This window comes from Serratia sp. 2C06 (assembly GCF_050037615.1).
Classification (GTDB): domain Bacteria; phylum Pseudomonadota; class Gammaproteobacteria; order Enterobacterales; family Enterobacteriaceae; genus Serratia; species Serratia ureilytica.
In genome coordinates this window covers 3,565,132-3,590,602 of the sequence record NZ_CP188299.1, presented here as the reverse complement: position 1 = coordinate 3,590,602, position 25,471 = coordinate 3,565,132, and the positions used below count along the sequence as shown (strand labels likewise).

The window sequence follows — 25,471 nt, the reverse complement described above, 5'->3', positions numbered from 1 at the left end:
CGGATCAACGGCTATCAGAAGCGCCAGGTCAGACCGGCATTGACGCTGTTGTCCTGATGGTTGGACGACAATTGCCCGCCGTAACCGAGGGACAACACGGCGTTTTTGTTAACCCAAACATCGACGCCCGCCTTCAGAACCGCCCCGTCACGGGAAACGGGGACGCTGTTCACGTCGAACGCCGCATCGCTGCGTTTGAACATCAGCTGTATTTTACGCTCCAGCGTGCCGTACTGATGTTGCCAACCCAGCTCGCCGCGCAGCGCGATCGCCACGCTGTCGGTCTGCCATTGCGTATCGGCGCGCAGGCCCAGCGTCGAAGCGGTGGCGGACTGACTTTGCTTATCGCCGCGCAGCGCCGCCGCTCCGCCTTGCTCGTTGATCCCCTCGTTGCGATAGTGGGTGTACGCCAGGTTGGCGAACGGCTCAAGATTGACCACGTCGTTGCTCCAATCGTAACCGCTTTCGATAAACAGCTGACCGGTGCGCGCGTTATAGCGGGCCTTTTCGCGATCCGCCTGCGCGCCGTAGTTTACCGAGCGCGACGTGTCGATGCGATGCCAGGTATAGGTGCCGCCCGCTCGCAGCGCCAACGCGCCGAAACGTTTGTCGCCGTACAGCCCCAGATGGTAGTTGTCGCTGTGAGCATCTGACTGATAGCCGCCATCCAGCGACGTGCGGGTATACCCGGTCATCACGCCCAGCCGGCCGTCGTCAAACAGTTCACTGTCCAGACCCAACAGCACGCCATAGGTGGATGTCTGGTAACCGGTGGCGTTGTCGTTGCCGGAAGCATGCCCCCAGTTGCCCAGCAGTTTCGCCCAGGCGCCATTATCATCCGCTTTGATATCGGAAGCGGTGCGGCGGCCTTCAGCCTGGCGCAATCGCTCGGTGGCGGTATCGCGCAAATTACGGCTTTCGTTGATCTGGGCGGAAGCCATATCCGCGTGAATCTGGCCGGACAGTTGACGGGTCGCCTGCTGCAATTCTCTGGCCGAAGTGAAGCCGAGGAAGCTTTCATAAACCGGATGGCCGGCCACGGGGCTCGTCGCTTCGGTAACGGCTGTCGCCTCGCCTTCAACGCCCTGCAGTGCGGTTAGCGCTTCAGCGGTAGGCGCCGCGACGCTGCGTTTGGCCGTTTCCGTGACCGGTTCCGTGGCGTTGAGCGTTTCCACCGCGCGGGCGACCGCTTTCTCGTTCTCGGTGCTGGCCAGGCTGTCAAAACGGGCGGCGGTGCGCGTGATCCCAAGGCCAACGTCATTGCCCTGATAGTCCAGCGTCACGTTGACAAACGGATACGAAGGATTGGCGTTTTCGAAGCGGCCGGTCACGCCATCCGTCGTCGTCAGGATGGTGTATTTGTTGCCCAGCAGGCTTTGCGCCTCATTTTGCGACAGCAGGTTTTTGCTGTGCTCCAGGCTGACGTTCACACTGCCGCCGTAGAGGAAAGCGCGCCGCGCTTCGATTTTATCGCTGCGGCCATTGTCTGCGACCTCCACGTTATACTGCGAGCCGCGATCAAACACGGCGTCATGCAACACGTGCAGCGTACCGATGCCATTTCCCGGCGTCACGCTGCCGCCCCGAACCGCTCTGAACGCCCCCACCGTGCCGTCGCCGGCCAGCGTGCCGCTATTTTCGATATAGACATTGGACGCCACCGAACCGTTGATCGCCAGTACGCCCTGTTTCACCCAGGTGTCACCGCTGTAAGTATTATTGCCTAACAGCGCCAGCGTACCGGCGCCCGTTTTGGTCAACCCGCCGTGGCCGCGGATGTCATTGCTCCACGAATCGAAGTCGCATTCGCCCGACGTGCAACGCCGCTCAACCGGGGTTCCGGCTTCGACGATATTCCCCAGACCGGGGATATTCACCACAAACTGTTTTTCACTGTAGGAACCCGGCACATAGAATTCCTGCGGAATATCCTCTTGGGTGATAAACATCTTCGGCCCGTTGATCGCATCGCGTAAATTGACGCGGCCCCAGCCGAATAAATGATCAATGCCGGCCTCGCCTAAATCGGTGGCGGTGGTTTTGATGACCGCGGATATTTGAGCGGCGCTCATATAAGGGAAGCGCTGCATCAATACGGCGGCAAATCCGGTGACGTGCGGCGCCGCCATTGAGGTGCCCGACATATTTCCGTAATCGGGTTTAACCGTCAGCTCGCCCTTATTATAGGCTTCGCGGTTCACCGCCCCGCCGGTATTGGAAACCAGCTCCCCTACGCTGCTGTAAATACTGCTGCCTGGCGCTGACACGCAAAAACTGGCCGTATGTCCGCAGCTGGTTGAGGAAACGCTTAACTTATCGTTATTACTCAGATTGGTCACGATCAGATAATTGTTTAATACCTCAGGGAAAGCATAGGGAAGTGACTTTTGCGCCTCAGGAATATTGTAGTTATTGTAATTGCCTGCCGAGAAAACGATCAGTTTGCCATGCTTGGCGGCGCGCAGCAGCGTCGCCATGGCGCTGTGCCCGCCGGTGGGCACGGGTTGCTCGCTGCCCCATTCCAGGTTGGACTTATTGCGCATCACTTCATTGATGACGTCGGTTTTCACCCACGCCACATAGTCAGGCCGCCCGTTCGGCAGCCAAATGGTGTTGCCATTGGCATCCTTTCTGACCGCCGGTGGGATCCCCCAGCTGTTATTGATAACCCGGGCTGGGCTCTGGATCAGTTCTTCGCGGCCGTTGCGGTTGCCGAAGTCGTTCAACTTGGCGCCGATAATGTCCGCGTCGTAGGCGACGCCATGCATACCGGAGCCGTCTCTTTTGGCGGCTGCAATACCGGCGACATGCGTGCCATGCGTGCCGAATGACATATTATCTTGTTTATCATACGAGAAATTATAGCTGCCGTTATCCAGCCGCGTCAGTTTACCGGCAAATTCCGGATGAGAGAGAATGGCATCATCAATAACGCCAATCGTCACGCCTTTTCCGGTATAGCCTCTGGCATAGGCGAACTCGGCGGAAATAGCCTCAAGCCCCCATTGGCGATTAAATTCTGCGGTTTTCCAACTGTCGGGCGAACCTAATTGCCCTGGTTCCCGATAAGCAGCAAGAGATGAATGAAGAGATAAGCCATAACAACCCAGAAACACGCAATACGCTAACTTCAATTTTTTATTAAGTATCATTTTACGCTCCATGTTTATTTATACCCAGAAGAAAACTGACGTTTTAACTGCGCTGAAACCTCCTATGATCGTGAAACGACAGATAACGCATGCCTGCCCGACGCGGGCCGCATAAAACAGGCTGAGTGATAAAAATTCGGGCGTGCGGACATGAAGATGTCACCACGCCATACGCTTAGGGCGCAGAAGTGCAGACAGGTGGCGAATGTACGTTTGCCGGCGATAAACCCGGCGCCGTTATACCGGCACGGCTCGGCCATCCGGCCGAAGCGCGAGAATCAGGCTGTGAGTGCATCCCGCTCAATCATCCAGTTTTGTTAATGATTTTCATTCGCGAGGCTATCTTATACGTAAGCAAAGTGTCAACAGATGAAACAAAACATTTCTTGATTTGCATCATAACTTTCACCGCAAACGTCGGCGACAAGTGCGTCGGCCACCGCTGAGCCGGGCATAACATGGCGCTTTTTACCGCCCGGCATGCGGATTTTGTCAGTCATGATGCATAAGAGAGGCGGTATGACGAGTGAAAGAGCAGCAGAAAGACTGAACATTTCCTCAAAAAGAAACATCAGGTTTGATTACTTTTTTGCGATTATTAAACCGCCTGGTCGGAGCACTTATTTTTCGATGCAATATAAGAGGGGCTTATAAATAACAGGAGTATTCCTAATGCGTTCTTGCGTAATCTATTTCATGCTACCAGGCCGATTTTTAGCCGCGCCCGCTGGCTATTCCCATTTTCATTGGCAAGACTATATTGAAAGAGGCTCTGCTATAGAGCAAGAATATGGGTAATTTTCCGAGGAAATACCGCATGAGCCTGTTGCCCGAGCAGAAAAATAACAAAAATCCGATCGACCTCTACAGCGAAATCGTAGACGACTTGCCGGGTCTGATTTGCTTCGGCAACCGCCTTGGCGGTTACTTCAACAAGCAGTGGCGCGACTATACCGGCGCAATCGCCGGTGAGCACGGCGCCGCAGACTGGCTCGAGGCCCTGCACCCTGACGATCGCGAACGCCTGGCCGCGCAATGGCGCCAGGCCATCGTTGCCCTCTCCTCGTTCGCCGGCGAAGCCCGTCTGCGCGAGCGCAGCGGCGCCTACCGGTGGTTTATGCTGGCGTTTAACACCCGCCAGGACGGCAAGGCGCTGGAGCCCAGCTGGTACCTCACCGCCACCGACATCCATCCGCAAATGCTGCAACGCCAGCAAAACGTTCAGGCGCTCTCTATCCAGCAAGACATGCTGGACGCCAGCGTCGACTGCATCAAAGTGATCAATCGCGACGGCACGCTGCGCCACATGAACCGCTCCGGCAGCCTGGCGCTCGGCCTCGATCCGGCGCAAAAAGAGTTTGGCATGCCCTGGCTGGGGCTGTTGTCGCCCGAAGTTCGCCGCCGCGGCAGCAAAGCGTTGCGCAGCGTCAAAGCCGGTAAGAATGCGCGTTTCGCGGGATTGAGCGTGACGCCTCAGGGCAAAAAACAGCATTGGGACAACATCCTCTCTCCCGTCAGCGATGAGCACGGCGCCGTGGCCGAGATCTTGTGCGTCTCACGGGATGTGACGTCGCAGCGCGTGATGGAGCAACGCCTGCTGCTTGCCAGCGAGTATGACGAACTGACCGGCCTGCCCAACCGGCGCCTCTTCAAGAAAAAGCTGAAGCAAGAGATGAAGCGCGCCCTGCACGGCAACAAGTCGCTCGGGCTGATGCTGCTGGATCTTGACCATTTCAAACTGGTGAACGATACGCTGGGCCACGCGGCGGGCGATCATCTGCTGCGGGTGCTGGGCAAAAGGCTCAGCGCCTGCATGAATACCCATTCGTTCGTCTCTCGCCTCGGCGGCGACGAGTTCGCCGTCGTGATCAGCGACGTCGAAAACGAGCAGGATATTTTCCGCATCGCCAACAAGTTTCTGCTGCAGCTGGAGACGCCGATCACCCACGGCGGCAAGACGTTGCATTGCGGCATGAGCATCGGTGGCGCCATCTATCCCAAAGATGCCCGCGATGCGTCAGAGCTGATGAAGTGCGCCGATACCGCGCTGTATGAACTGAAAGAAGGCGGCCGCGGCGGCGTCTACATGTTCGACAGCAAGATGATGGACAAAGCCCGCGCCCGCGCCAGTCAGCTCAACTACGCGCGCCAGATCGTGCGCGATAATTGCATTCGCCCCAACTACCAGCCGAAGGTCAGCCTCGCCGATGGCAGCATCGTCGGCTTCGAAGCGCTGCTGCGCTGGCATTGCCCGCAAAACGGCATACAGCTGCCGGCGACGGTCAGCGAGGCCTTCAACGACTATGAACTGGCGACCAAAATCAGCGAAGCCATGCAGCTGAAAGTCTTCGCCGATATCGCCCGCTGGCGCGCGGCCGGCGTGGCAGTGCGGCCCGTTTCGCTGAACGTGTCGCCGATCGAGTTTTTACGCGACAACTACGCCGAAACCTTCCTGCAACGCCTGCTGAAGTTCCACATTCCCCACCACCTGATCGAACTGGAAGTGACCGAACACGCGTTCAACAAGCACGGTTCGAAATACGTACTGCGCGCGCTGCACATGCTCAAAGAGATGGGTATCCGTATCGCGCTGGACGACTTCGGCACCGGCCACTCCTCGTTCAGCCATATCATGGACTACCCGCTGGACTGCATTAAGCTGGACTGCGACTTCATTCAACGCATGAACACCGAACCGGCGATCCTGGCGATCGTGGAAAGCATCGGCATTCTCGGTCAAAAGCTGTCGATCGATATCATCGCCGAAGGCGTGGAAACCGAGCAGCAGCGCCAAACGCTGTGCGAAGCCGGTTTCCATATCGGCCAGGGGTTTTTGTTCAGCCCGGCGGTGGGATCCCAGCAGGTGCCGACGCTGCTGCAGGCGATACTTCAGCCAGCCGAAGGCGGCATGGCGAATCGTTAAATCGGCATCGCATGCCCCACATTCGGGGGGCTTGGTCCCCCCTCTTTTCCTCTGCTTGTTTCACGCCTCCCGCACCGGAATATTTGTGAGAGCCCTCACAAAGCATAAACGTATCTTTACATTTTTGAACGGTTAAGCTTCCGTTCTGTCAGATTTGAGTGTATTCCAGAGCGTCAAAACGATTCTTTTTCCACTCAATTGGGAACGTTACCGGAGACTTGTTAAGAAATAGTTAATTTAAATCAATGCACTACAAATAATAGCAGGAGGTACTGCGATGCACGAAAGGCAAGAGAAGAATGCAATGTTCATTTCGTTCGATGCCGTCTCGGTCTCGGGGATCACGGTGGAAGCAATGAAGATTGCCAAACGACTGCAAGCCTGTGGATTTCGCTCTTATCTTGATTTGGGATACGACATCAAGATTGATAAGGGAAACTTTAATAAACCCTATCAGCATGAGCATGACATCTACCGCGATGTCTTTACGCTGGTCCGCCTGGACGACATCACGTCGATTCCAGATTACCACCCCGCCTTTCTCGAGTACGCGCACGCGGCGTTGATCGGCCAGAAAACGCCCATTGACGAGCAAGAAAAAGCCGCTTTGTTGCATACCATCGCGTTGACGGCGCGGCAGCTGGCGGATCGCCTCATCGCCCAATGGGAAGCGCTCGCAATCAGCCATGTGGTGGTGGAAAACGGCACGCTGCCGGAAAACATCATCTATACCAAAGCGCTGTATCTGGCGATCGAAGATTATGGCCGACGTTATCGACTGACGCGTTTCGTCATCTGGCGCGATCATGACCTGATGTGGAACAGCGAAAAAAAGGTGCTCAAATACGGCCCGCCACCTTATTCTCACGCCATCAAACCTATCCCTTCAAAATACATTACCTATGTCACGCTCAATCACGATCTGAAGCAAAAGCTGGAGGCCTGGTGCAATCATGATGTCCATGTCGAGGTAAAGAAAAATACCTATGACTTCTCGGACAGTCACGAAAGAACGAATGTCAGAAAGCAGATGAATATTCGCGACAATGATCTTCTCATTGCCAGAACCACCCGCATCATCCCTCAGAAAAGATTGGACCGTGATATTATTCTGATCAGCCGGCTGAACGATTTATTTATCCGCGACCACAACACGCGACGCGCCTATTTGGCGATCGCCGGCAATGAATATGAAAATCCGTCATGTTATCTGCAACTCGCCAAATTGGCGCAGGAACTGAATGTTCTCCCCTATGTCAAATTCGTCGGCATGCTTCCTCATGTCGATATGCGCTCGGAAAACGACGCGTTTTGCATAGAGGACCTCTATCACTCTTGCGACCTGGTCTCTTTTCTCACCTCGTATGATTATGATAGCTATGGCAATCCTATCGGCGAAGCGATCAGTTGCCGCCGTTGCTATATCACCACTCGCTACGAATATTATCACGAAGTCTACGGCCGGCATGGGTTTGAAGCGCCCGTCATGCCGATCTCCGAGTTACAGGATGGGCCGCCGAACGACGAATTCATCCAGGAAGTCTACCGGTTCATTAATAACAAGGAGAAGATGAAGCGCGTGGCGGAAAAGAATTACGCGCTGGGCAAGCGGATTTTATCCAACAACGTCATGGAGTTCTTAAATATCAGCTAATCATCGAATGACGTGAAATTTAACTTTCAGACAAGCCATTTCTAACTGTGGACTTTCATTAGCTCTTGGAGGATCTATGCGTGATACTGTTTTTGTGTCTGTCGTACTGCCCGTTTATAATGAAAGCGACCGTATTGAGGCGGTTTTACTTTCGCTGTTCAATCAGCACACCAAGAATGAATTAATCACCCACGACACTTACGAACTGATTGTCGTTGATAACAACTCCACCGATGATTCCGTCGCTAAAATAAACGCGTTTAGTGAAAGGCATCCGGCTATGGCCATTCATGTTATCGCCGAAACGGTGCAGGGTGTCTCCTCGGCCAGAAAACGCGGCATGGACTATGCGTCGCTGCGTTCTAAAGCCCGCGACAGCCGGCTGGGAAATAAACGCAAGCACTATATCGTTTCCGCCGATGCCGATTGCACCGTGGATGCATTTTGGCTTTACGAGCTGGTGAATACCATGATCGAGCAACAAGGCGACCTGGGCACCTGCAACTATTACTACCCTCCCGCAGAGTTTGAGCACCGCCCCAACCTGTTCCGCGAGATCCAAAAAACGCTGCGTCTGCGCGAATTTTCGTTCTCCCTGTTCGGCGGCTTCCCCGACGGCAAAGGGTTCGGGGTGGAGCGCAGCCTGTATGACGCGGTAGGCGGCATCGAAATCTTCTACCAGCTCAACCATGGCCGCTTTGTGGAACACCTGTCCGACGACTGGGACTTCGGCATTAAGGTCATCGCCTACGGCGGCAAGCCGGTTTACGCTCGCCATGCTTACGTTGAGATCAACAGCCGCCGGGTGGACACCATTCTCGATGAGGTGATCAACGGCATCGCCTACGGCAAGGACGGCATCATTATCATGAAGGACGTCCGGCCGGACGTTGAGCGGCAGAAAACCGCGCTGGCGGACGCCACGCCGGCGGAGGCGAAACTGGCCTGGGACTACTCGGTCAAGGACTACACGCCAAAGAATATCTTACTGCCGGTGCTGCTCAATCCGTATCTGCTGTTGGAAAACAGCGAAGTGCGCGATTTCTTCTCCGGCCCGCTGGCCGACAGCCTCTACCGCCGCATTCACGAGCTGAAACACGAGATGCGCCTCATCGATTTCAAACCGATCCATGCCTATAAAACCCCCGCCTATCGGCTCTACCTCGAATTTCGCGATGCGCTGTTTGCCGCCATGCGGCGCGCCGTCGGTGACGATATCGGCTTCCCGCCCGCATTGCCGGCCTGCTTCGATACGGTCAAAGACGAGGATTTCACCCGCTTTGTTTATTACTTCTGTGAAGACCGCGAGTCCGGCGAAGCCCACAACTATTTCGGCAACGGGGGGGTCTTCTGATGAACGACGAAGCCTTGCACTCATTGCTGGATATCGATGAAAACTATCCCACGCCGCGGGTGAACGCGTTCCTGGCGCAACCGGAAAACCGGGCCTTTCTGGAGTACGTCCATAAGGATCCGTTCGGCTGTCACGTGTTCCCCGGCGATCTCGTCGACTACCCGCTGGCCGCGTTTTTTGCCGATATGGAGGCTGACATTCGCCAGGCGGGCAAAATCCACCTCTGGGCCTATATCCCGACCTGCCGCTATCGCTGCCATTTTTGTCAGTACCCCACGGTGATCCTCAATCCCAAGGCGCCCGCCTCTCAGGCGGTATTCCGCGATTTGGTCGATTTCAACATCAAGGAGGCGCAAATGTGGCTGGCGCGCGTGCCCAGCCTGGCCGAAGTGGAAATCGGTGAATTCAACGTCTTTGGCGGCACGCCGTCCTTGCTGCCGGAGCCGGAACTGCGCCGCATGATGGCCTTCTACTTCAGCCACTTTAACTTCACCAACGCCACCCTGCGCTTCGAAGGGGAGCCCGGCACCCTGAACAAAGCCTATCTGGCGCTGCTGAAAGAGCTCGGCTTCAGCAAAATCAGTTTCGGCACCCAATCCTTTAATGACGACATCATCACCGCCTGCGGGCGCATGCACTCGGCCGAAGAGTGCGTGGAGACCATTCATCATGCGCGCGCGCTCGGCATTGATTGGGTCAGCGTGGATCTCATTTACGGCATGCTGGGCCAAAGCGTGGACGACGTGAAATACGACATGGAAAAAACCCTCGAGCTGAATCTGTCGCACGTCGTCTGCACCAAGCTGCACATGGATGAGTTTATTAAAAATCGCACCGGCGTCTCGGGCGAGCGCGAAAGCCTGTGGCAGAAAAAGGGGCTGATCAGCATCAACAACCTGCGCTTCCCTGGGCTGGGCAAGCAGTACCAAATGCGCGAGCTGGTCGAGAACTACCTGAATGGCGGCTATACCGAACACCCCACCATGTACTTTCACCGCAATGATCAACAGCCGGAAAAGTGGAAATCGCTCATCACCGATCTCGACAAGCAGTATCCGGAAGTGGCGATCGGTTTGGGCGGCAGCTCCAAATCGACGCGATCCGAAGCCATCAACATCACCGGTTACAAGAAGTACAAGGAGGCGCTCAACCAAGACCGCCTGCCCATCGAGGAAAGCCGCGGTTTCTCCCCGATCCAGCGTGAAGTGAACGCCTTCAAAATGGCGCTCTCCACCTTGCTGCCGGTGGACGATCGGGTGTTTAAACGGCGCTTTGACGGCAACAGCCTGTTTGCTAACCCGGTCATCCGCCGCACGTTGAAAATCCTGGTAGATAAAGCGCTGGTCACCGTCGATGGTCCGTGCGTGACGCTCACGCCCATCGGCGTCACGCTGGTCGAAGCCATTATCAATACCCAATTTTCCGCCGCATTCGCCAATCAGGAGTGAAAGATGACGACGACAGTCTCCGATCCCAAACCGGTATTCAGCTTCTATTACATCGGCATCGATACCGAAGCCGGCGTCACGCCACAACAGTTTGAAACCTTCGTGCGCGAACAAGGCGTGCATATCCCCTGTTATCCCGGCTGGCGCTGGACGTTGCTGCGCGGCCTGCGCGGCGAACGCGTCGGGCAATACCTGATGCTGTACGAGATTGACAGCGCCGAGCAGCGCGATCGTTACGTCACCGCCACCGGGCAGCGAACGGCGCACGCGCACGAATTCTGGCGGCGGCATGCCGCCGCGCAGGAAATCCTCGCCGAGTGGCGAAAACTGGGCACCTACAGCCTGCTGCCGACGCTGTTCAGCGATTATCGCCTGCTGGCTGAGAACAGAAAAAGCGACGTGCCGCCCGGCCCGCGCTACCGGGAACGGCCGGGCGAACCGCCCGAGGCGCGCATTATCGGCATCCACAATCTGGCGCTGCGCGAAGGCGTGACCCCGGCGCAATTCGAACGCTTTATCGCCGAAAATCACCATCGCATTGAGGATTATCCGGGCTGGAAGTTTCACTTGCTGAAGGGAGAGCGCGGCAATCGGCTCGATCAGTACGCGGTGATGATGGAAATCGTCAGCCTGGCGGCGCTGGACGTGTTCTATCCGGAGCCCGATATCGCCACCGCCGAAGCGGCAACCTTCGCCAAAGCGCATCGCGACACCAAGCAAATGTATGAAGAGTGGAAGCAACTGGCGTCATTTTCCGGTTCACCGCAGATTTATACCGATTATCTGTCCGTCGCGCAGAGCCGATCGTCATGATGCTACCTTGGCTAACCGGCGAGGCCGCAGAGAATCATCGCCGGCAAATCGCCACCCGAGCGATCTTCTTCCTCGCCGGGTTGGGCATGGCCGCCTGGGCGCCGTTGATCCCTTTCGTGAAAGCGCGATTGGGCATCGATGACGGCGCGCTCGGTTTGCTGCTGTTTTGCCTCGCCGCCGGCTCCATGGCGATCATGCCCTTCGCCGGGTATCTGATCGCCAAACTGGGGTGCCGCGCCGTGTTGCTGGGCGCTGGCGCCTTGCTGTGCATCGACTTGCCGCTGTTGGCGTTACTCGATGCTCCGCTGTTGATGGGGGCGGCATTGGGGGTATTTGGCGCCGTCAACGGCATCATGGATGTGGCGATGAACTCACAGGCGATAATCGTCGAGCGGGAGAGCGGCCAGGCGAAAATGTCCGGTTTTCATGGCTTCTACAGCCTTGGCGGCATTGCCGGCGCCGGCGGCGTCAGTCTGTTGCTGCTGGCGGGCCTCGCCCCGGTCCAGGCCATCGGCCTGATCGCCCTCCTCATCGCGATCCTGCTGCTGATCGTCGCCGGCGATTTACTGGCGCACGGCGGCATCGGCGAGCGGCGACGGGGCGGCGCGCGGTGGGCGCTGGCCCACGGCAAGATCCTGTTTATCGCCCTGCTCTGTTTCTTCGTGTTCCTGACCGAGGGGGCGATGCTCGACTGGTCGGCATTATTCCTGCATGCCGAGCGCGGCGTGGCCAAATCGCAGGCGGGGATCGGGTTCACGCTGTACGCCGTCGCCGTGGCCTGCGGGCGGCTGTATGGCGACAGGCTGATCGGCGCCGTCGGGCGCTACCGCACTCTGCTGCTCGGCAGCCTGTGCGCCGCGGCAGGCGTGCTGTTGACCGTCACCGTCCCTCTGGCATCGGCCGCCTTTGGCGGGTTGATGCTCGCCGGCCTGGGCATCGCCAACATCGTTCCCATTCTGTTCAACGCCGTCGGCAATCAAAAACAGGTACCGCCCGGCCAGGCGTTTCCGGCCGTGACGCTGGTCGGCTATCTCGGCTTATTAACCGGCCCGGCGCTGATCGGTTTTATCGCCAATTACACCAGCCTGGCCCTGGCGTTCGGCTGCACGCTGCTGTGCCTGTTGCTGGTCAGCATCAGCGCCAAAGCCGTGACGAACACATCTCACTAACTTAACTTGCGAGGATCGTTTAATGCATGCATCAACCACGCCGGTTTTCTCCCTGCACTACGTGGGAATCAACCTGAAACGGGGCGTCGCCTCGGATCGTTTCGAAGCGTTCGTTCGCCGTAAAGGCGTCGCCATCCCGGCCTATCCCGGCTGGCGATGGACGCTGCTGCGCGGCCTGCGCGGCGAGCGTGAAAATCAGTACCTGATGGTTTATCAGGCTAAAGACGCCGCCACCTACGCGCGCTATATCGACGGCAACGGCGAGCTGACCGACGAGGCGCACGCCTTTTGGCGGCAGCGTCCGGAGGCCGCCGCGCTGATTGAGGAGTGGAAAACCTTCGCGACCTTCGCCGAACTGCCGACCCTTTACACCTGTTACCGTCTGGTGGCCGAGAATAGCCGCAGTTCATTGCCGCCCGGCCCCAATTACCGCAGCGAACCAGGTAAGGAAAGCATTCAGCGTGTCATCGGCATTCATAACCTGGCGCTTAAAGCGGGCGTCTCGCCCGAGCGGTTTGAACGGTTCATTACCGACAACATCCACCGCGTGGAAGACTACCCGGGCTGGAAGTTTCACCTGCTGAAGGGCCAGAGCGGCAATCGGCTGGACCAATACGCGGTGATGCTGATCATTGAAAGTCTGGCGTCGCTCAACGCGTTCCATCCGGAGCTCGATGTCTCAACCGAGCAAGCGCTCAGGTTCGTGGCCGAGCATCAGGACACCGAACGCATGTACGACGAGTGGAAAACACTGGCGTCGTTCTCCGGCGCGCCGCAAATCTACACGGATTACCTGGCGATTGGCGGCAACGAGAATGACGCCCATCCGGCGTAAACCGCGCGGCGGCGTTCAGCGCCGCCGCTTTCACGGCCGCCGTTCGCCGAACGGCGCCAGTTTCATGCCGATAAGCGTCACCACGCAGATGAGCGCCCCGGCGTAGAAGGTGGAGGCGGAACCGAACAGCTCCCACAGGGTTCCGGCCCCGAGACTCGCCAGCAGCAGCGCCACGCCGCTGATCAGATTGAACATGCCGAACGCGGTGCCGCGCAGGTGCGCCGGCGCGGTATGTGCCACCATCGCCGCCAGTAGCCCCTGGGTCATGCCCATGTGCACGCCCCACAGCGCGACGCCAAAAAGCACCCCGCCCCAATGATCGCTCAGCGCCAATACCAGGTCAGCGGCGATCAGCACCAGCAACCCGGCTTTCAGCAATCCTTCATGGCTCATGCGGTCGGACAGTTTTCCGAACGGATAGGCCGAGCAGGCGTAGACCAGATTCATGGCGACCATCACCAGCGGGATCAGCGCCAGCGGCGTGCCGCCCTGCTGCGCCTTCAACACCAGGAACGCTTCACTGAAGCGCGCCAGCGTGAAGATCGCGCCGATGCTCACCACCCACCAATAGCTGCGCCCCAGCAGCCGCAGGTTGGCGCGAGTGATCGGGTTGGTGCGCTTGTGGATTATCGCGGCGGCCGGCTCTTTCAGGCCGAAAAACAGCAGCGCAATCGCCAGCGCCGCCGGGATCGCCGCCACCCAGAAGATGGCGCGAAAATCGTTGTGCCACAGCAGCATCAGACCGACGGCCAGCAGCGGCCCTAAAAAGGCGCCGACGGTATCCAGCGACTGGCGCAGCCCGAAAGCCGCGCCGCGAATTTCCGGCGGCGTCACGTCGGCCACCAGGGCATCACGCGGCGCCCCGCGAATGCCTTTGCCCACGCGATCCAGCAGGCGCGCGCTCATCACCATGCCGGACGACGACGCGATGGCGAAAAACGGTTTGCTGATGGCGCCCAACCCGTAGCCCAGCAGCGCCAGCCCTTTACGTTTGCCGAGGTAATCGCTGAGCACGCCGGAGAACACCTTGACGATCAACGCCGTCGCCTCCGCCAGCCCTTCGATCAGACCGATGACAATCACGCTGGCGCCGAGCGTCGTCGCCATAAACAGCGGCAACAGGCTATGGATCATTTCCGAGGAAACGTCCATCAGCAGGCTCACGCCACCCAATACCCACACGCCGCGCGGTATGCGGCCCAACGTAGCGAAACGCGACGGCATGGTTCATCCTCGATCGATTCAGCGCCGCCAGAGGCGCCTCATGATTTTTCCAAGATTGGTTAGTTGATTTTGTTCGTTCACAGATCTGCAGCCTTTAGAGATAGTGCAACGACCGTGTGACATCCATAATAATGAAGGTAATTAACATAATGATATATAGCAAAAAGATGATAGTGATTGCGGCGCTGCTGAGTTTTTCCGCCGCCGCCGCACCGGGCGTGGATCTCGTCGCCAACGAAACGCCGATCCACACGGTGAAGAGCGCCGAAGCCGTGGCCAAAATCCCCGCCGGCTTCCGGTTCGTGGAACCCGGCACGCTGACGGTGGCCATTTCCCTGCTGGGCAGCGGCCCGCCGTTCGGCCTGTACGCCCGCGACAATAAAACGGTGATCGGCAGCGAGGCGGACATCGCGCGCCTGGTGGCCGATGGTTTGGGGCTGAAACTCAGGCTGGTGCCCACGTCGTGGGAAGACTGGCCGCTGGGGGTGGCCTCCGGCAAATATGACGCCGCGGTTTACAACATCACCGTGACCAACGAACGCAAGACTAAATTCGATTTCGCCACCTATCGGCAGGATACGCTGGGCTTCTACGTCAAGTCCGACAGTAAAATCACCCAGATCAAAACGGCGCCGGATATCGCCGGTAAAAAGATCATCGTCGATTCCGGCACCAATCAGGAAGCGGTACTGCTGGCCTGGGACAAGGAGAACCGCGCCAAGGGATTAGCGCCGCTGCAGCCGGTGTACGTCACCGATAAGGCCGCCTCCACGCTGGCCATTCAGTCCGGCCGCGCCGACGCCACCTTCGGGCCCAACGTCTCCGGCGCTTATCAGGCGCGGCTGACCGGTAAAACCCGGCTGGTGGGCATCGTGCCCGGCGGCTGGCCGAAGACCGCCAACATCGCCGTCACGCTGAAGAAAGGCAACGGCCTGGTGGACGCGGTGCAGGCTTCGCTCAACAGCGCCATCGCCAACGGCAGTTATCTGCAGGTGTTGGATCGCTGGGCGGAGAGCGACGAGAAGATTGCCCACTCCGAGATTAACCCGCCGGGACTGGGGGATTGAGAGAGCAACAAACAGGCCCCGCGCAGCGGGGCCTTATCGCCCGTCAATCGATAAGCGTCATTCCTCTGCCGCTCTTCGCCTCCCCAGCTTGCGGTACAGCGTGCTGCGCGAAACGCCGAGCGCCTTCGCCGCCCGGCTGAGATTGCCGCCCGCCCTGTCGATCGCCGCCTGCAGATCCTCGCCGCCGGCGTCGGCGCATGCCTGGCGCGGCGACAGTACCGCGATCGACTGCGGCAGATCGTCCAGGGTGATCACCGCGCGATCGTCCGCCAGCGCCAGCAGCACCTTGAGCGTACTTAACAATTGCCGCACGTTGCCGGGCCACGGATAGCGCGCCAGCATCGCCAGCACCTCCGGCAACAGGCGAATGTCGCGCCGTTCGCCGCCCAGCTCCCGCCACAGCTGCAGAATGAACGCCTCCAATTGCGCCCGCTCTCTGAGCGGCGGGATGCGCAGGCTGTATTCCTGTATGCGATACAATAAATCTTCGCGAAACGCCCCCGTTTGCACCTGCCGATGCAGATCGTGGTGCGTCGCGCAAACCAGCGCGAAATCGACCGCATAGGCGCTGCGGCTGCCGAGCGGCGTGACCGTTTTCTCCTGCAACACCCGCAGCAGGCGCGTTTGAAGGCCCGCCGGCATGTCGCCGATTTCATCGAGGAACAGCACGCCGCCGTCCGCCTCGCGGATCTTGCCGATATAGCCTTTGGGGTTGGCACCGGTAAACGCCCCCGGCGCATAGCCGAACAGTTCGGACTCGATCAGCGGTTCCGGCAGCGCCGCGCAGTTGATCGCCACAAAGTTGCCGTTGCGCCAGCGACTTTCCTGAAACAGGCGGCGGCTGAAGTGCTCCTTGCCGCAGCCGGTTTCGCCGGTCACGCACAGAGAAAGGCCGGCGTTGAGAATACGCAACGCTTTCTGATGCTGCTCGTCGTGCCGTTCCGCCGGCGGCGTCGAACGCAGAGCGCTAACGCGGCGTTGGGGCGCCTCGAGCAGCGAATAATAGTGCCGTTGATTGCCGGCCAGCGTCTGGCGCGGCGCGCCGGAGGGTTGCCGCAACAGATCGGGGAACAGCTGAGCGAATTCAAGCGAGCCGAATGCGGCCGGCGAGAGTTGGAACTCGACCATCGCCAGCCGATTGGCGGCGATCAGCACTTCGTCGTGAAACACCAGCAGCAGTTCCTGCGCGCTGCCCAGGCGCCCAGCGTCGGCGTGCAGGCGCAGCGTCCAGTGACGATCGGCGATCGCGCTTCTGACCCAGCGGTGTTCGATATGGCGCACCGCCTGCATGATCAGACGCTGCGCATCAGGATACGGGCGCTGGGCCGGGGCAGAGAGATCCAGTATGCCGGCAATATGGCCATCCGGCCGGTAGATCGGCGCGGCGGTGCAGTTCAATCCGGCGTTTTGGTTGAGAAAATGCTGATCGCCGCGCACTTCGCAGAAAGCGCCCAGCGCCAGCGCAGTGCCGATGGCGTTAGTGCCCCGCTCCGCTTCTCCCCACTGGTTGCCCGGCGCCAGCGCAAAGCGCGACGCCTTGTGCAGAAAATCGTGATTGCCACGGGTTTCCAACACCAGCCCGTCGGCGTCGGCGATCACCACGATGGCCGGTTGACGCGTAATTTGCGCGCCCAACTGTTCGATCAGCGGCTGTACCCGTTGCGGCACCCAGTCGTTGCGGCTGCGCAGTTCTTCGAGCAGACCGGCTTTGATAAACGGGATATGTTGATCGGCGCGCGTCAGGCCGTAACTGCGGCTGCGCTGCCAGGATTCCGCCAGCGGGTGGGTCAGCAAACTGGCGCTCTCAGTGAGCAAGCGATCGTCAGGCAACATGCGTTTCTCCCCCGGCTGCAAGTGTTGCAAATATGTATCATGGATGTGTATCAGGCGTTGCGACACGGAACACAAAAAATCATCGGCGGCAGCGGCATCGCTCGATTGGCTTACCCACATCAGTGCTTAACGTTTTAATAAATAGCCATTTTTTAAATAACGCTACGTCCGTCGCTAATCTGGCACGGGGCGTGCTTCTCTGTGCTGCGGCGACAGGCCGCACTCACAGGCGCAGCGCAATAGCGCCGGTTATCATCTGCAGAGAGGTGCTTCACATGAAATATGTTCACCCCGGTTTGCCTGGCTCGCTGGTTTCGTTCCGTCAACGCTATGGCAACTACATTGGCGGCAAATTTGTCGAACCGGTATCCGGCAACTACTTCACCAACACCTCGCCGGTGACCGGCCAGCCGATCGCCGAATTCCCGCGTTCCGACGCCAAAGACATCGAGCTGGCGCTTGACGCGGCGCATGCGGCGGCGGACGCCTGGGGTAAAACCAGCGTGCAGGAACGCGCCAATGTGCTGTTGGCCATCGCCGATCGCATCGAGTCGCGGCTGGAGATGCTGGCGCTGACCGAAACCTGGGACAACGGCAAACCGATCCGCGAAACCCTGAATGCCGATCTGCCGCTGGCGGTCGACCATTTCCGCTACTTCGCCGGCTGCCTGCGCGCGCAGGAAGGCACCGCGGCGGAGATCGACCAAAATACCGTGGCCTACCATATCTATGAACCGCTGGGCGTGGTCGGCCAGATTATCCCGTGGAACTTCCCGCTGCTGATGGCCGCCTGGAAACTGGCGCCGGCGCTGGCGGGCGGTAACTGCGTGGTGCTGAAACCGGCGGAACAGACGCCGCTCGGCATCAGCGTGCTGATGGAAGAGATCGGCGATCTGCTGCCGCCGGGGGTGCTCAACGTGGTGCAAGGTTTCGGCGCCGAGGCCGGCGAAGCGCTGGCGCGCAGCAAACGCATCGAAAAAATCGCCTTCACCGGCTCCACGCCGGTCGGCCGCCACATTCTCGCCTGTGCGGCGGAGAACATCATCCCCAGCACCGTCGAGCTGGGCGGCAAATCGCCGAACATTTATTTTGAAGACATCATGCAGGCGGAGCCGGCGTTTATCGACAAGGCGGTTGAGGGGTTGGTGCTGGGCTTTTTCAACCAGGGAGAGGTTTGCACCTGCCCTTCACGCGCGCTGATCCAGGAGTCCATCTACCCGCAGTTCATGGAGAAAGTGCTGGCGCGTATCGCCACCATCCGCCAGGGCGATCCCTTCGACACCGAGACCATGATCGGCGCCCAGGCGTCAAAACAGCAGTACGACAAGATCCTGTCCTACATCGACATCGCTAAAAACGAGGGCGGCAAAATCGTTGCGGGCGGCGAGCCCGCTCAGCGCGGCGACGAAGTGCAAAACGGTTTCTACCTGCAGCCGACGCTGATCACCGGCGACAACAGCATGCGTTTCTTCCGCGAGGAGATCTTCGGGCCGGTGATTGGCGTCACCACCTTCAAGGATGAGGCCGAAGCCCTGGCGCTGGCCAACGACACCGAGTTCGGGCTGGGCGCCGGGCTGTGGACCCGCGACATCAACCGCGCCTACCGCATGGGACGTGCGATCAAGGCCGGCCGCGTATGGACCAACTGCTACCACCTGTACCCTGCGCACGCCGCGTTCGGCGGCTACAAAAACTCCGGCATCGGGCGCGAGACCCACAAGGCGGCGCTGTCGCACTATCAGCAGGTGAAAAACCTGCTGGTCAGCTACGACGCCAAACCGCTGGGCCTGTTCTGAAGCCGGCGTAATGAGATAACAAGAAGGCCACCCGCAGGTGGCCTTCTTTTTTCGCGTGGCCTACTTCGCCATGCCGAGATCGATCACCATGCGACCGCGAATGGTGCCCGCCTTCATCTCCTCGAAGATGGCGTTGATATCGCCCAATGGCCGTTTGGTCACTTTCGGCGTCACTTTGCCTTCGGCGGCGAACTGGAACGCCTCTTTCAGATCTTCGCGCGTGCCCACCAGCGAACCCACCACCTGAATGCCGTCCAGCACCAGGCGCGGAATGCTCAGATCCATACTCTCCGGCGGCAGCCCCACGGCCACCACTTTACCGCCGGCGCGCACCGCATTGACCGCCGAGTTGAAGGCGGCTTTCGCCACCGCCGTCACCACCGCCGCGTGAGCGCCGCCGGTTTGCTGCTGAATGATCTCCTCCGCGTTTTGCGTTTTGGAGTTGATAGTCAGATCGGCGCCGATCTGTTTGGCGAACTCCAGCTGGCCATCATTGACGTCGATGGCGATCACTTTGGCGTTAAACACGTTCTTGGCGTACTGCAACGCCAGGTTGCCCAGCCCGCCCAGGCCATAGATGGCGATCCACTGCCCCGGCTTGATATCGGAAATCTTCACCGCCTTGTAGGTGGTGACGCCGGCGCAGGTGATGCTGCTGGCGGCGAAAGAATCGAGCCCGTCCGGCACTTTCACCGCGTAGTCCGCCACCACGATGCACTCTTCCGCCATGCCGCCGTCAACGCTGTAGCCGGCGTTTTTCACCGAGCGGCACAGGGTCTCGTTGCCGCTGACGCAGTATTCGCAGTGGCCGCAACCCTGGTAAAACCAGGCGACGCTGGCGCGGTCACCCACTTTTAACGAGGTGACGCCCTCACCGACGGCGGAGACCACGCCGATGCCCTCATGCCCCAACGTAATGCCCGGCACCTCGCCGAAATCGCCGTTTTTCACGTGCAAATCGGTGTGGCACACCCCGCAACACTCCATTTTCAACGCCGCTTCGCCGTGCTTCAGCGGGCGCAGCACTTTATCCTGAATGTCTACGGTATGGTTTTTCGTCACTACGGCAGCTTTCATGGTGTTTTCCTTAGCAGTGTGGGAAGTACAGTTGTTAATGTAGTGACTGTATTCGGCGAGGGCAAGCGCCGCGTGTTTTGTGTAAAAACAAATAATTAAATATGAATCAGTCTGATTATTTCATAAAAAACCATTAACAGACGGCGCGATCGCCTTGAGATTGGCAGCCGTGAACGATCGCGCCTCTCTGGCTTGATTTACCCCTTGAAGCTATTAACAGGGATTTTGAGGTAGTGCCGCCCATCATCTTCGCAATCAGGCAGAACGCCGCCGCGAATGTTGACCTGCAGCGCCATCAGCATCAATTCCGGATGCGGCAACGTGGCGTCTCGCTGCTTCCTTTGCGCGATAAATTGGGCTTTATCCATGTTGGCCACCCAGGGGTTGTTCTCGCGCTGCTCTCGCACGGTGCTTTCCCAGCGGGCCTCACGCCCCGCCGGGCGATAATCGTGGCCGGTAAACAGGCGGGTATCCGCTGGCAGGCTCAAGATCCGCTGCAACGAATCCCACAGGGCTTCCGCATTTCCGCCGGGGAAATCGGCCCTTGCGGTGCCGCTGTCAGGCATGAAAAACGTATCGTGAATAAACGCCGCATCGGCAATGTGATACGTGACGGAAGCCAGGGTGTGGCCAGGAGACAGCAAGACTTCAGCGCGCAGGTTGCCGATAAAAAAGACGTCCCCATCCGCAAACAGCGCATCCCACACGGTCTCGGCGGGAGGCAGTTCCTTCAAATTATAGATGTCTTGCCACAGCCCCTGCACGGCGGTGATTTTTTCGCCTATGCCGCTGAGGGCGCCGGTTTTCTGCGCCAGCCAGGTTGCGGCAGAAAAATGGTCGGCATGCGGGTGCGTATCCAGCACCCAGGCCACGCCCCATCCTTGCTGCCGGATAAAGCTCAAAATGGTGTGCGCCTGCTGATGCGATACCGTGCCCGATCGGCGGTCAAAATCCAGTACCGGGTCGATGATGGCGCAGCGACGCGCCTCGGGATCGGCGACGACATACTGCAGGCTGCCGCTTTCCGGCTCATAAAATGCGTGCACTTGCGCATGAGACTGAACGGACTGATGCCGGCGATACCAGCTGAGCGCCTTATCGGCATCCGCGCCATATTCTTCGCATTGGCTGCGGAATCGCGCTTCATCGATCCGCCCTTCGCGCAGCGCATGCAGCAGAGCAAGGCAGGCTGAGCGCGCCCCGCTCCGGCAGTGCGCCAGGGTCTTCTTGCCTCGCCGCAACAGGTAATGGAAGGTATAAACGGTCTCCCAGGTCAGCGTGTCGAACGTGTAAGGAAGATAGACGTAGTCTATGCCCATGCCTTCAGCCAGCGTTTTCTCTTGCTGATGGGATAGATGCTCCCCCGGTTCTTCATCTGGCCGGTTGTTGACAATAAGCCGGTAGCCTTGTTGATGCAGGGTAGCGAAATCACTCGCTGCGGGCGCCCCCGAAAAGGAGAGCTGATGATGGTATGTACGGATGCGCATATTTTTTCCTTCTGTCTTATAAGCTTTTAAAAAGCATATAAAGGGCCAGCACCAAGAGCATGGCGGCGTAGAGCACACGGATAATGTCCTCGCGTTTCTTCAGGCGCTCGGTGAGCGCAACCCCCACGACGCCCCCCAGAACACCGCCGACGATCAGCCAGCACGTGATGACGAGCGACACCTTGCCGGACAAGGCATAGCTTGCGCTCGTCGATAAACCCATGGCAGAAACCACCACCAGCGAGGTGGCCACCGCTTCAAGCAGCGAAAAGCGGAAAAACCAGAGCAGCGCCGGCACCACTAAAAATCCGCCGCCGATACCCAGAAAGCCGGCCACCGCGCCGAGCGCCAACACGCTGGGCCACACGATGGCGGGATGAAAGGTTGCATCCGGGGAAGCCAACCCGTTGCCGGCCCGGTGATTTTTTTTCAGCGTTAATCCGGCGACAATCAGCATCAGCAAAGCGAAAGGCAGGGTTAGATAGCGCCCGTCCGTGATTTTTCCCATCTGTGAACCTGCCAGCGTCCCGACCACCGCGACCAGTGACACGACAATGCCGGTTCGCCACCGGACGTTTCCTTTGGCGGCGTGCGCAAAAAGGTTGAGCAGCGCGCTGACGGCGACGGCCATGGCGCTGGTGCCTATCACCAAATGCGTATCCGGGATTTGCACCATATACAGCAGCAGCGGCACACAAACGATGGAGCCGCCTCCGCCTGTCAGGGCCAAGAGAAATCCGACTATTCCTCCGGTTATCACCAATAACATCAGGGTATAAAAAGTAAAATGGAAAAAATCCAATGCGTTAATTCCTGAACGGTGTTTGTGGCATTTATTAACGATCAGTTCGCATTGATTGTCAAATAACTTATTACATTTAGCTATTACATATAGCTAAATCGAATATGTGATTTTCAATATAACCATAAGTTCTATGAATTTCCTTTTAATCTGGGCATTAACCCCCTACTTTCTTATGAAAGGAGGCCTGCATGAAACCGGAAAAAATAAACACCCAGAAAAAAGTTGTTGTTATTGGCGGTGGTTCATCTGGAATAAGCGTCGTGGCAAGCATAAGGAAGCGAGTTAAAGGCATTGATATAACGGTAATTGAACCTGGCGACTGTCATTATTATCAACCGGCATGGACCTTGGTGGGCGGCGGGCTTTTTGATATCAATAAAACGCGGCGTTCCATGCGCGCCGTCATCCCCCCAGGAACCGCATGGATTCAGGATAGCGTGGTCAGAGTGGAGCCCGGCCAAAAATATGTCGAGACCCGCCAAGGGCAGAAAATAAACTACGACTTCCTTATTGTTGCCTGCGGCCTCGTTTTACGTTGGGATAAAATAGAGGGTCTTGAAGAAACGTTGGGAATGAATGGCGTCACCTCTAATTATCGTTTTGATCTTGCGGAATACACCTGGAAACTGGTTCGTGAAATGCAAGGCGGCGAGGCGATATTTTCTCAACCACCAATTCCGATAAAATGCGCCGGCGCGCCGCAAAAAGCCTTATACCTTTCATGCGATCACTGGCGGCGACAAGGTGTCCTTAATAATATTAACGTCAATTTTTGCCTGGCGGGCGCGGCGGTATTCGGCGTGCCGCAATTTGTTCCTCCGCTGACCGATTACTTGAAAAAATACCGCGCACAGGTCAACTTCCGGCATAATTTAGTTCGCGTTGATGGGCAGCGTCGGCAAGCGACCTTTTCTCTGGACGGTGATGAAGAAGGCAAACGCGAAGTGACACTGCCCTTCGATATGCTGCACGTAGTGCCGCCGCAATCTGCGCCGGCGTTCATTTCACAAAGTGGGTTGTCTGACGAGTCAGGTTGGTGCGACGTGGATAAATTCACCCTACGGCATAAGCAGTGGCAGACGATTTTTGCGGTTGGCGACTGTTGCGCCACGCCAAATGCCAAAACCCTGGCGGCGGCTCGCAAACAGGTGGTGGTGGTGGCAGAGAACATCGCGGCGCAGCTTAACGGCGCCCCTGATGCGGCACGGTATGATGGTTATGGCTCCTGCCCATTGACGGTAGAGAAAGGCAAGGTTGTTCTGGCGGAGTTTGGTTACGACAGTAAATTGCTCCCCACCTTTCCTCTGTTCGACAACACGCATCCCAGCCGTATGGCATGGTGGCTGAAGGCCTGGTTTTTACCCAAATTTTACTGGGCGGGCATGTTGCGCGGGGTCGAATGGTTTGCCAAAAGCAAGCCATAGCGACCGTCATCGTTATCCGCGCCTCGCGGCTTCCGCAGGCGCTTGACTATTTGGCGATACACAGCCACCATCGCTTGCGAGCCATCAGGCTGATTGCAAGCCGTCACCACTAACCGGTCGATCAACGATGAAAAATGCCCCCGCCGTTACGATTCACTACTGTTCACAATGCAATTGGTTGCTGCGCGCCGGCTGGATGGCGCAAGAGCTGCTCAATACCTTCGGCGACGATCTCGCCTCCGTCACCCTGATGCCGGGCACCGGCGGGGTGTATCAAATCAGCGTCGATGGCGTGATGATTTGGGATCGCAAAATTGACGGCGGCTTCCCCGATGCGGCGCAGTTAAAGCAGCGGCTGCGCGATCACAGCTTTCCCGAGCGTTCCCTCGGCCACAACGACGGCAAAAAAGCCCGGCACTGAACGGCGTCAGCCCGCCGCCGGCGGCCGCGCGCCGAGAATGCGCGGCATCACTTCTTTCATCATTTCCATGAACTTGCGCAGGCGAGCCGGGTAATAGCTGGCGTAGGGATACAGCAGGTAGATAGGCAGCGGCGCGGCGCGCCAGGCCGGCAACACGGTTTGCAGCGCCCCGTCGGCCACATCGTCCCGCACCAGCCAGGAGGAGACAATCGCGACGCCCAGCCCCTCCAGCGCCGCCTTGCGTACCGCGTACAGGCTGTCGGTGCTCAACCTCGGCGTGATATCGAACCGCCCCTGCTCGCCGCGCTCAACATGGGTCAGCACCACTTCATTGCGATAAAAACTGTTCAACGCCAGCCACGGCAACCGCGCCAAATCGTCAAGACAGCGAACCGGCTCTCGGCTCGTCAGCAGCGCCGGTGACGCTACCGTGCTGCGAGGCACCTCCGCCAGCAACACCGCCACGACCGACGGATCGGTCACCGCACCGACGTGAATGGCGCAATCCACGCCTTCGGGAATAAAGTCCGGAGAATGATCGTTCAGCGTCCACTCAACGTAAGTTTGCGGGTAGCGCCGCAAGTACTCGCCCAACGGACCGATCAGCTGATCCTGGCCGAAAGCGTGCGGCGCCCGCACGCGCAACACCCCGACCGGTTCGTCGCGCGCGCCGCCCAGCCCTTCTTCCAGGCTTTGCCATTGCTCGATCAGCCCCCGCGCCTGGCGGTAACAGCGCTCGCCGTCGTCGGTCAGTTTGAGGGCGTGAGTCGTCCGCTGGATCAGTTTGGCGCCCAGCAGCTGCTCCAACGCCTGCAGACGCCGACTGATCGTCGGTTGTGAGGTGCCCAGCTGCTGCGCCGCCGCCGACAGGCTGCCGCTTTCGACGATGCGCACCAGCGTATGCAGCAAAGTTATGCGGTCGCCGTTGGGTAAATTAATTTTATTCATACGTTAAGTGTATAACAGTTTTACCTGCGAGGGGGCTACAG

At 58.4% G+C, this 25,471-nt stretch carries 18 protein-coding genes; 11 read left to right on the top strand and 7 right to left on the bottom strand.

What is annotated here, in order from left to right; translation table 11 throughout:
* Positions 1-14: 14 nt before the first annotated feature.
* Complete coding sequence (locus ACP3TA_RS17805; RefSeq protein WP_338402486.1) at positions 15-2,945, bottom strand: autotransporter domain-containing protein; 2,931 nt, start codon at positions 2,943-2,945, stop codon at positions 15-17.
* A 1,024-nt stretch (positions 2,946-3,969) separates the two neighbouring features.
* On the opposite strand from ACP3TA_RS17805, the gene ACP3TA_RS17800 reads away from it, so the two are divergent.
* The 7 genes from ACP3TA_RS17800 to ACP3TA_RS17770 all read left to right on the top strand — a co-directional run bounded on the left by ACP3TA_RS17800 (position 3,970) and on the right by ACP3TA_RS17770 (position 13,348).
* Positions 3,970-6,075, top strand: coding sequence for a putative bifunctional diguanylate cyclase/phosphodiesterase (locus ACP3TA_RS17800; RefSeq protein WP_169539577.1), 2,106 nt, complete (start codon positions 3,970-3,972; stop codon positions 6,073-6,075).
* 277 nt (positions 6,076-6,352) lie between these two features.
* Positions 6,353-7,729 carry a glycosyl transferase family 2 gene (locus ACP3TA_RS17795; RefSeq protein WP_089194737.1) on the top strand — a complete coding sequence of 459 codons (1,377 nt, stop codon included), beginning with the start codon at positions 6,353-6,355 and terminating at the stop codon, positions 7,727-7,729.
* Positions 7,730-7,805: 76 nt separating this feature from the next.
* Entirely contained in the window at positions 7,806-9,083 is a 1,278-nt protein-coding gene (locus tag ACP3TA_RS17790; RefSeq protein ID WP_033650419.1) for a glycosyltransferase family 2 protein, read from the top strand.
* Positions 9,083-10,531, top strand: a complete 1,449-nt coding sequence (locus ACP3TA_RS17785) for a radical SAM protein (RefSeq protein WP_060660730.1) — start codon at positions 9,083-9,085, stop codon at positions 10,529-10,531. The genes ACP3TA_RS17790 and ACP3TA_RS17785 overlap by 1 nt, the downstream gene beginning before the upstream one ends.
* A 3-nt stretch (positions 10,532-10,534) precedes the next feature.
* A complete protein-coding gene (locus tag ACP3TA_RS17780; RefSeq protein ID WP_015377860.1) occupies positions 10,535-11,344 on the top strand; it encodes a hypothetical protein in 810 nt (269 codons plus the stop codon).
* Positions 11,341-12,513, top strand: a complete 1,173-nt coding sequence (locus ACP3TA_RS17775) for an MFS transporter (RefSeq protein WP_089197039.1) — start codon at positions 11,341-11,343, stop codon at positions 12,511-12,513. The genes ACP3TA_RS17780 and ACP3TA_RS17775 overlap by 4 nt, the downstream gene beginning before the upstream one ends.
* Before the next feature lie 22 nt (positions 12,514-12,535).
* Positions 12,536-13,348: a hypothetical protein gene (locus ACP3TA_RS17770; RefSeq protein WP_069100349.1), complete on the top strand. Its 813-nt coding sequence runs from the start codon at positions 12,536-12,538 to the stop codon at positions 13,346-13,348.
* Positions 13,349-13,378: 30 nt separating this feature from the next.
* Here ACP3TA_RS17770 and ACP3TA_RS17765 read toward each other — a convergent pair whose 3' ends face one another.
* Entirely contained in the window at positions 13,379-14,572 is a 1,194-nt protein-coding gene (locus ACP3TA_RS17765) for an MFS transporter (RefSeq protein ID WP_069100348.1), read from the bottom strand.
* 149 nt (positions 14,573-14,721) lie between these two features.
* On the opposite strand from ACP3TA_RS17765, the gene ACP3TA_RS17760 reads away from it, so the two are divergent.
* Positions 14,722-15,639: an ABC transporter substrate-binding protein gene (locus ACP3TA_RS17760; RefSeq protein WP_089191740.1), complete on the top strand. Its 918-nt coding sequence runs from the start codon at positions 14,722-14,724 to the stop codon at positions 15,637-15,639.
* Positions 15,640-15,696: 57 nt separating this feature from the next.
* On the opposite strand, the gene ACP3TA_RS17755 is transcribed toward ACP3TA_RS17760, so the two are convergent.
* Entirely contained in the window at positions 15,697-17,472 is a 1,776-nt protein-coding gene (locus ACP3TA_RS17755; RefSeq protein ID WP_046687026.1) for a sigma-54-dependent Fis family transcriptional regulator, read from the bottom strand.
* A gap of 275 nt (positions 17,473-17,747) precedes the next feature.
* Here ACP3TA_RS17755 and exaC point away from each other — a divergent pair, with 275 nt between their 5' ends.
* A complete protein-coding gene (exaC, locus tag ACP3TA_RS17750) occupies positions 17,748-19,268 on the top strand; it encodes an acetaldehyde dehydrogenase ExaC (RefSeq protein ID WP_033643043.1) in 1,521 nt (506 codons plus the stop codon).
* Positions 19,269-19,328: 60 nt separating this feature from the next.
* On the opposite strand, the gene adhP is transcribed toward exaC, so the two are convergent.
* From adhP to ACP3TA_RS17735, 3 genes are all read right to left on the bottom strand, one after another.
* The gene (gene adhP / locus ACP3TA_RS17745; RefSeq protein WP_033643042.1) at positions 19,329-20,345 is read right to left on the bottom strand and encodes an alcohol dehydrogenase AdhP; all 1,017 of its coding nucleotides are present in this window, start codon (positions 20,343-20,345) and stop codon (positions 19,329-19,331) included.
* 197 nt (positions 20,346-20,542) lie between these two features.
* A complete protein-coding gene (gene blh / locus ACP3TA_RS17740) occupies positions 20,543-21,832 on the bottom strand; it encodes a bifunctional sulfur transferase/dioxygenase Blh (RefSeq protein ID WP_426784386.1) in 1,290 nt (429 codons plus the stop codon).
* A 16-nt stretch (positions 21,833-21,848) separates the two neighbouring features.
* Positions 21,849-22,634, bottom strand: a complete 786-nt coding sequence (locus tag ACP3TA_RS17735) for a sulfite exporter TauE/SafE family protein (RefSeq protein WP_083223808.1) — start codon at positions 22,632-22,634, stop codon at positions 21,849-21,851.
* A gap of 191 nt (positions 22,635-22,825) precedes the next feature.
* Between ACP3TA_RS17735 and ACP3TA_RS17730 the strand changes: the two genes are divergently transcribed.
* A complete protein-coding gene (locus tag ACP3TA_RS17730; protein WP_122003818.1) occupies positions 22,826-24,061 on the top strand; it encodes an NAD(P)/FAD-dependent oxidoreductase in 1,236 nt (411 codons plus the stop codon).
* A gap of 127 nt (positions 24,062-24,188) precedes the next feature.
* A complete protein-coding gene (locus tag ACP3TA_RS17725) occupies positions 24,189-24,482 on the top strand; it encodes a SelT/SelW/SelH family protein (protein WP_033643038.1) in 294 nt (97 codons plus the stop codon).
* Positions 24,483-24,488: 6 nt separating this feature from the next.
* Here the strand turns inward: ACP3TA_RS17725 and ACP3TA_RS17720 are convergent, their stop codons facing one another.
* A complete protein-coding gene (locus ACP3TA_RS17720; protein WP_047575830.1) occupies positions 24,489-25,430 on the bottom strand; it encodes a LysR family transcriptional regulator in 942 nt (313 codons plus the stop codon).
* Positions 25,431-25,471 lie beyond the last annotated feature (41 nt).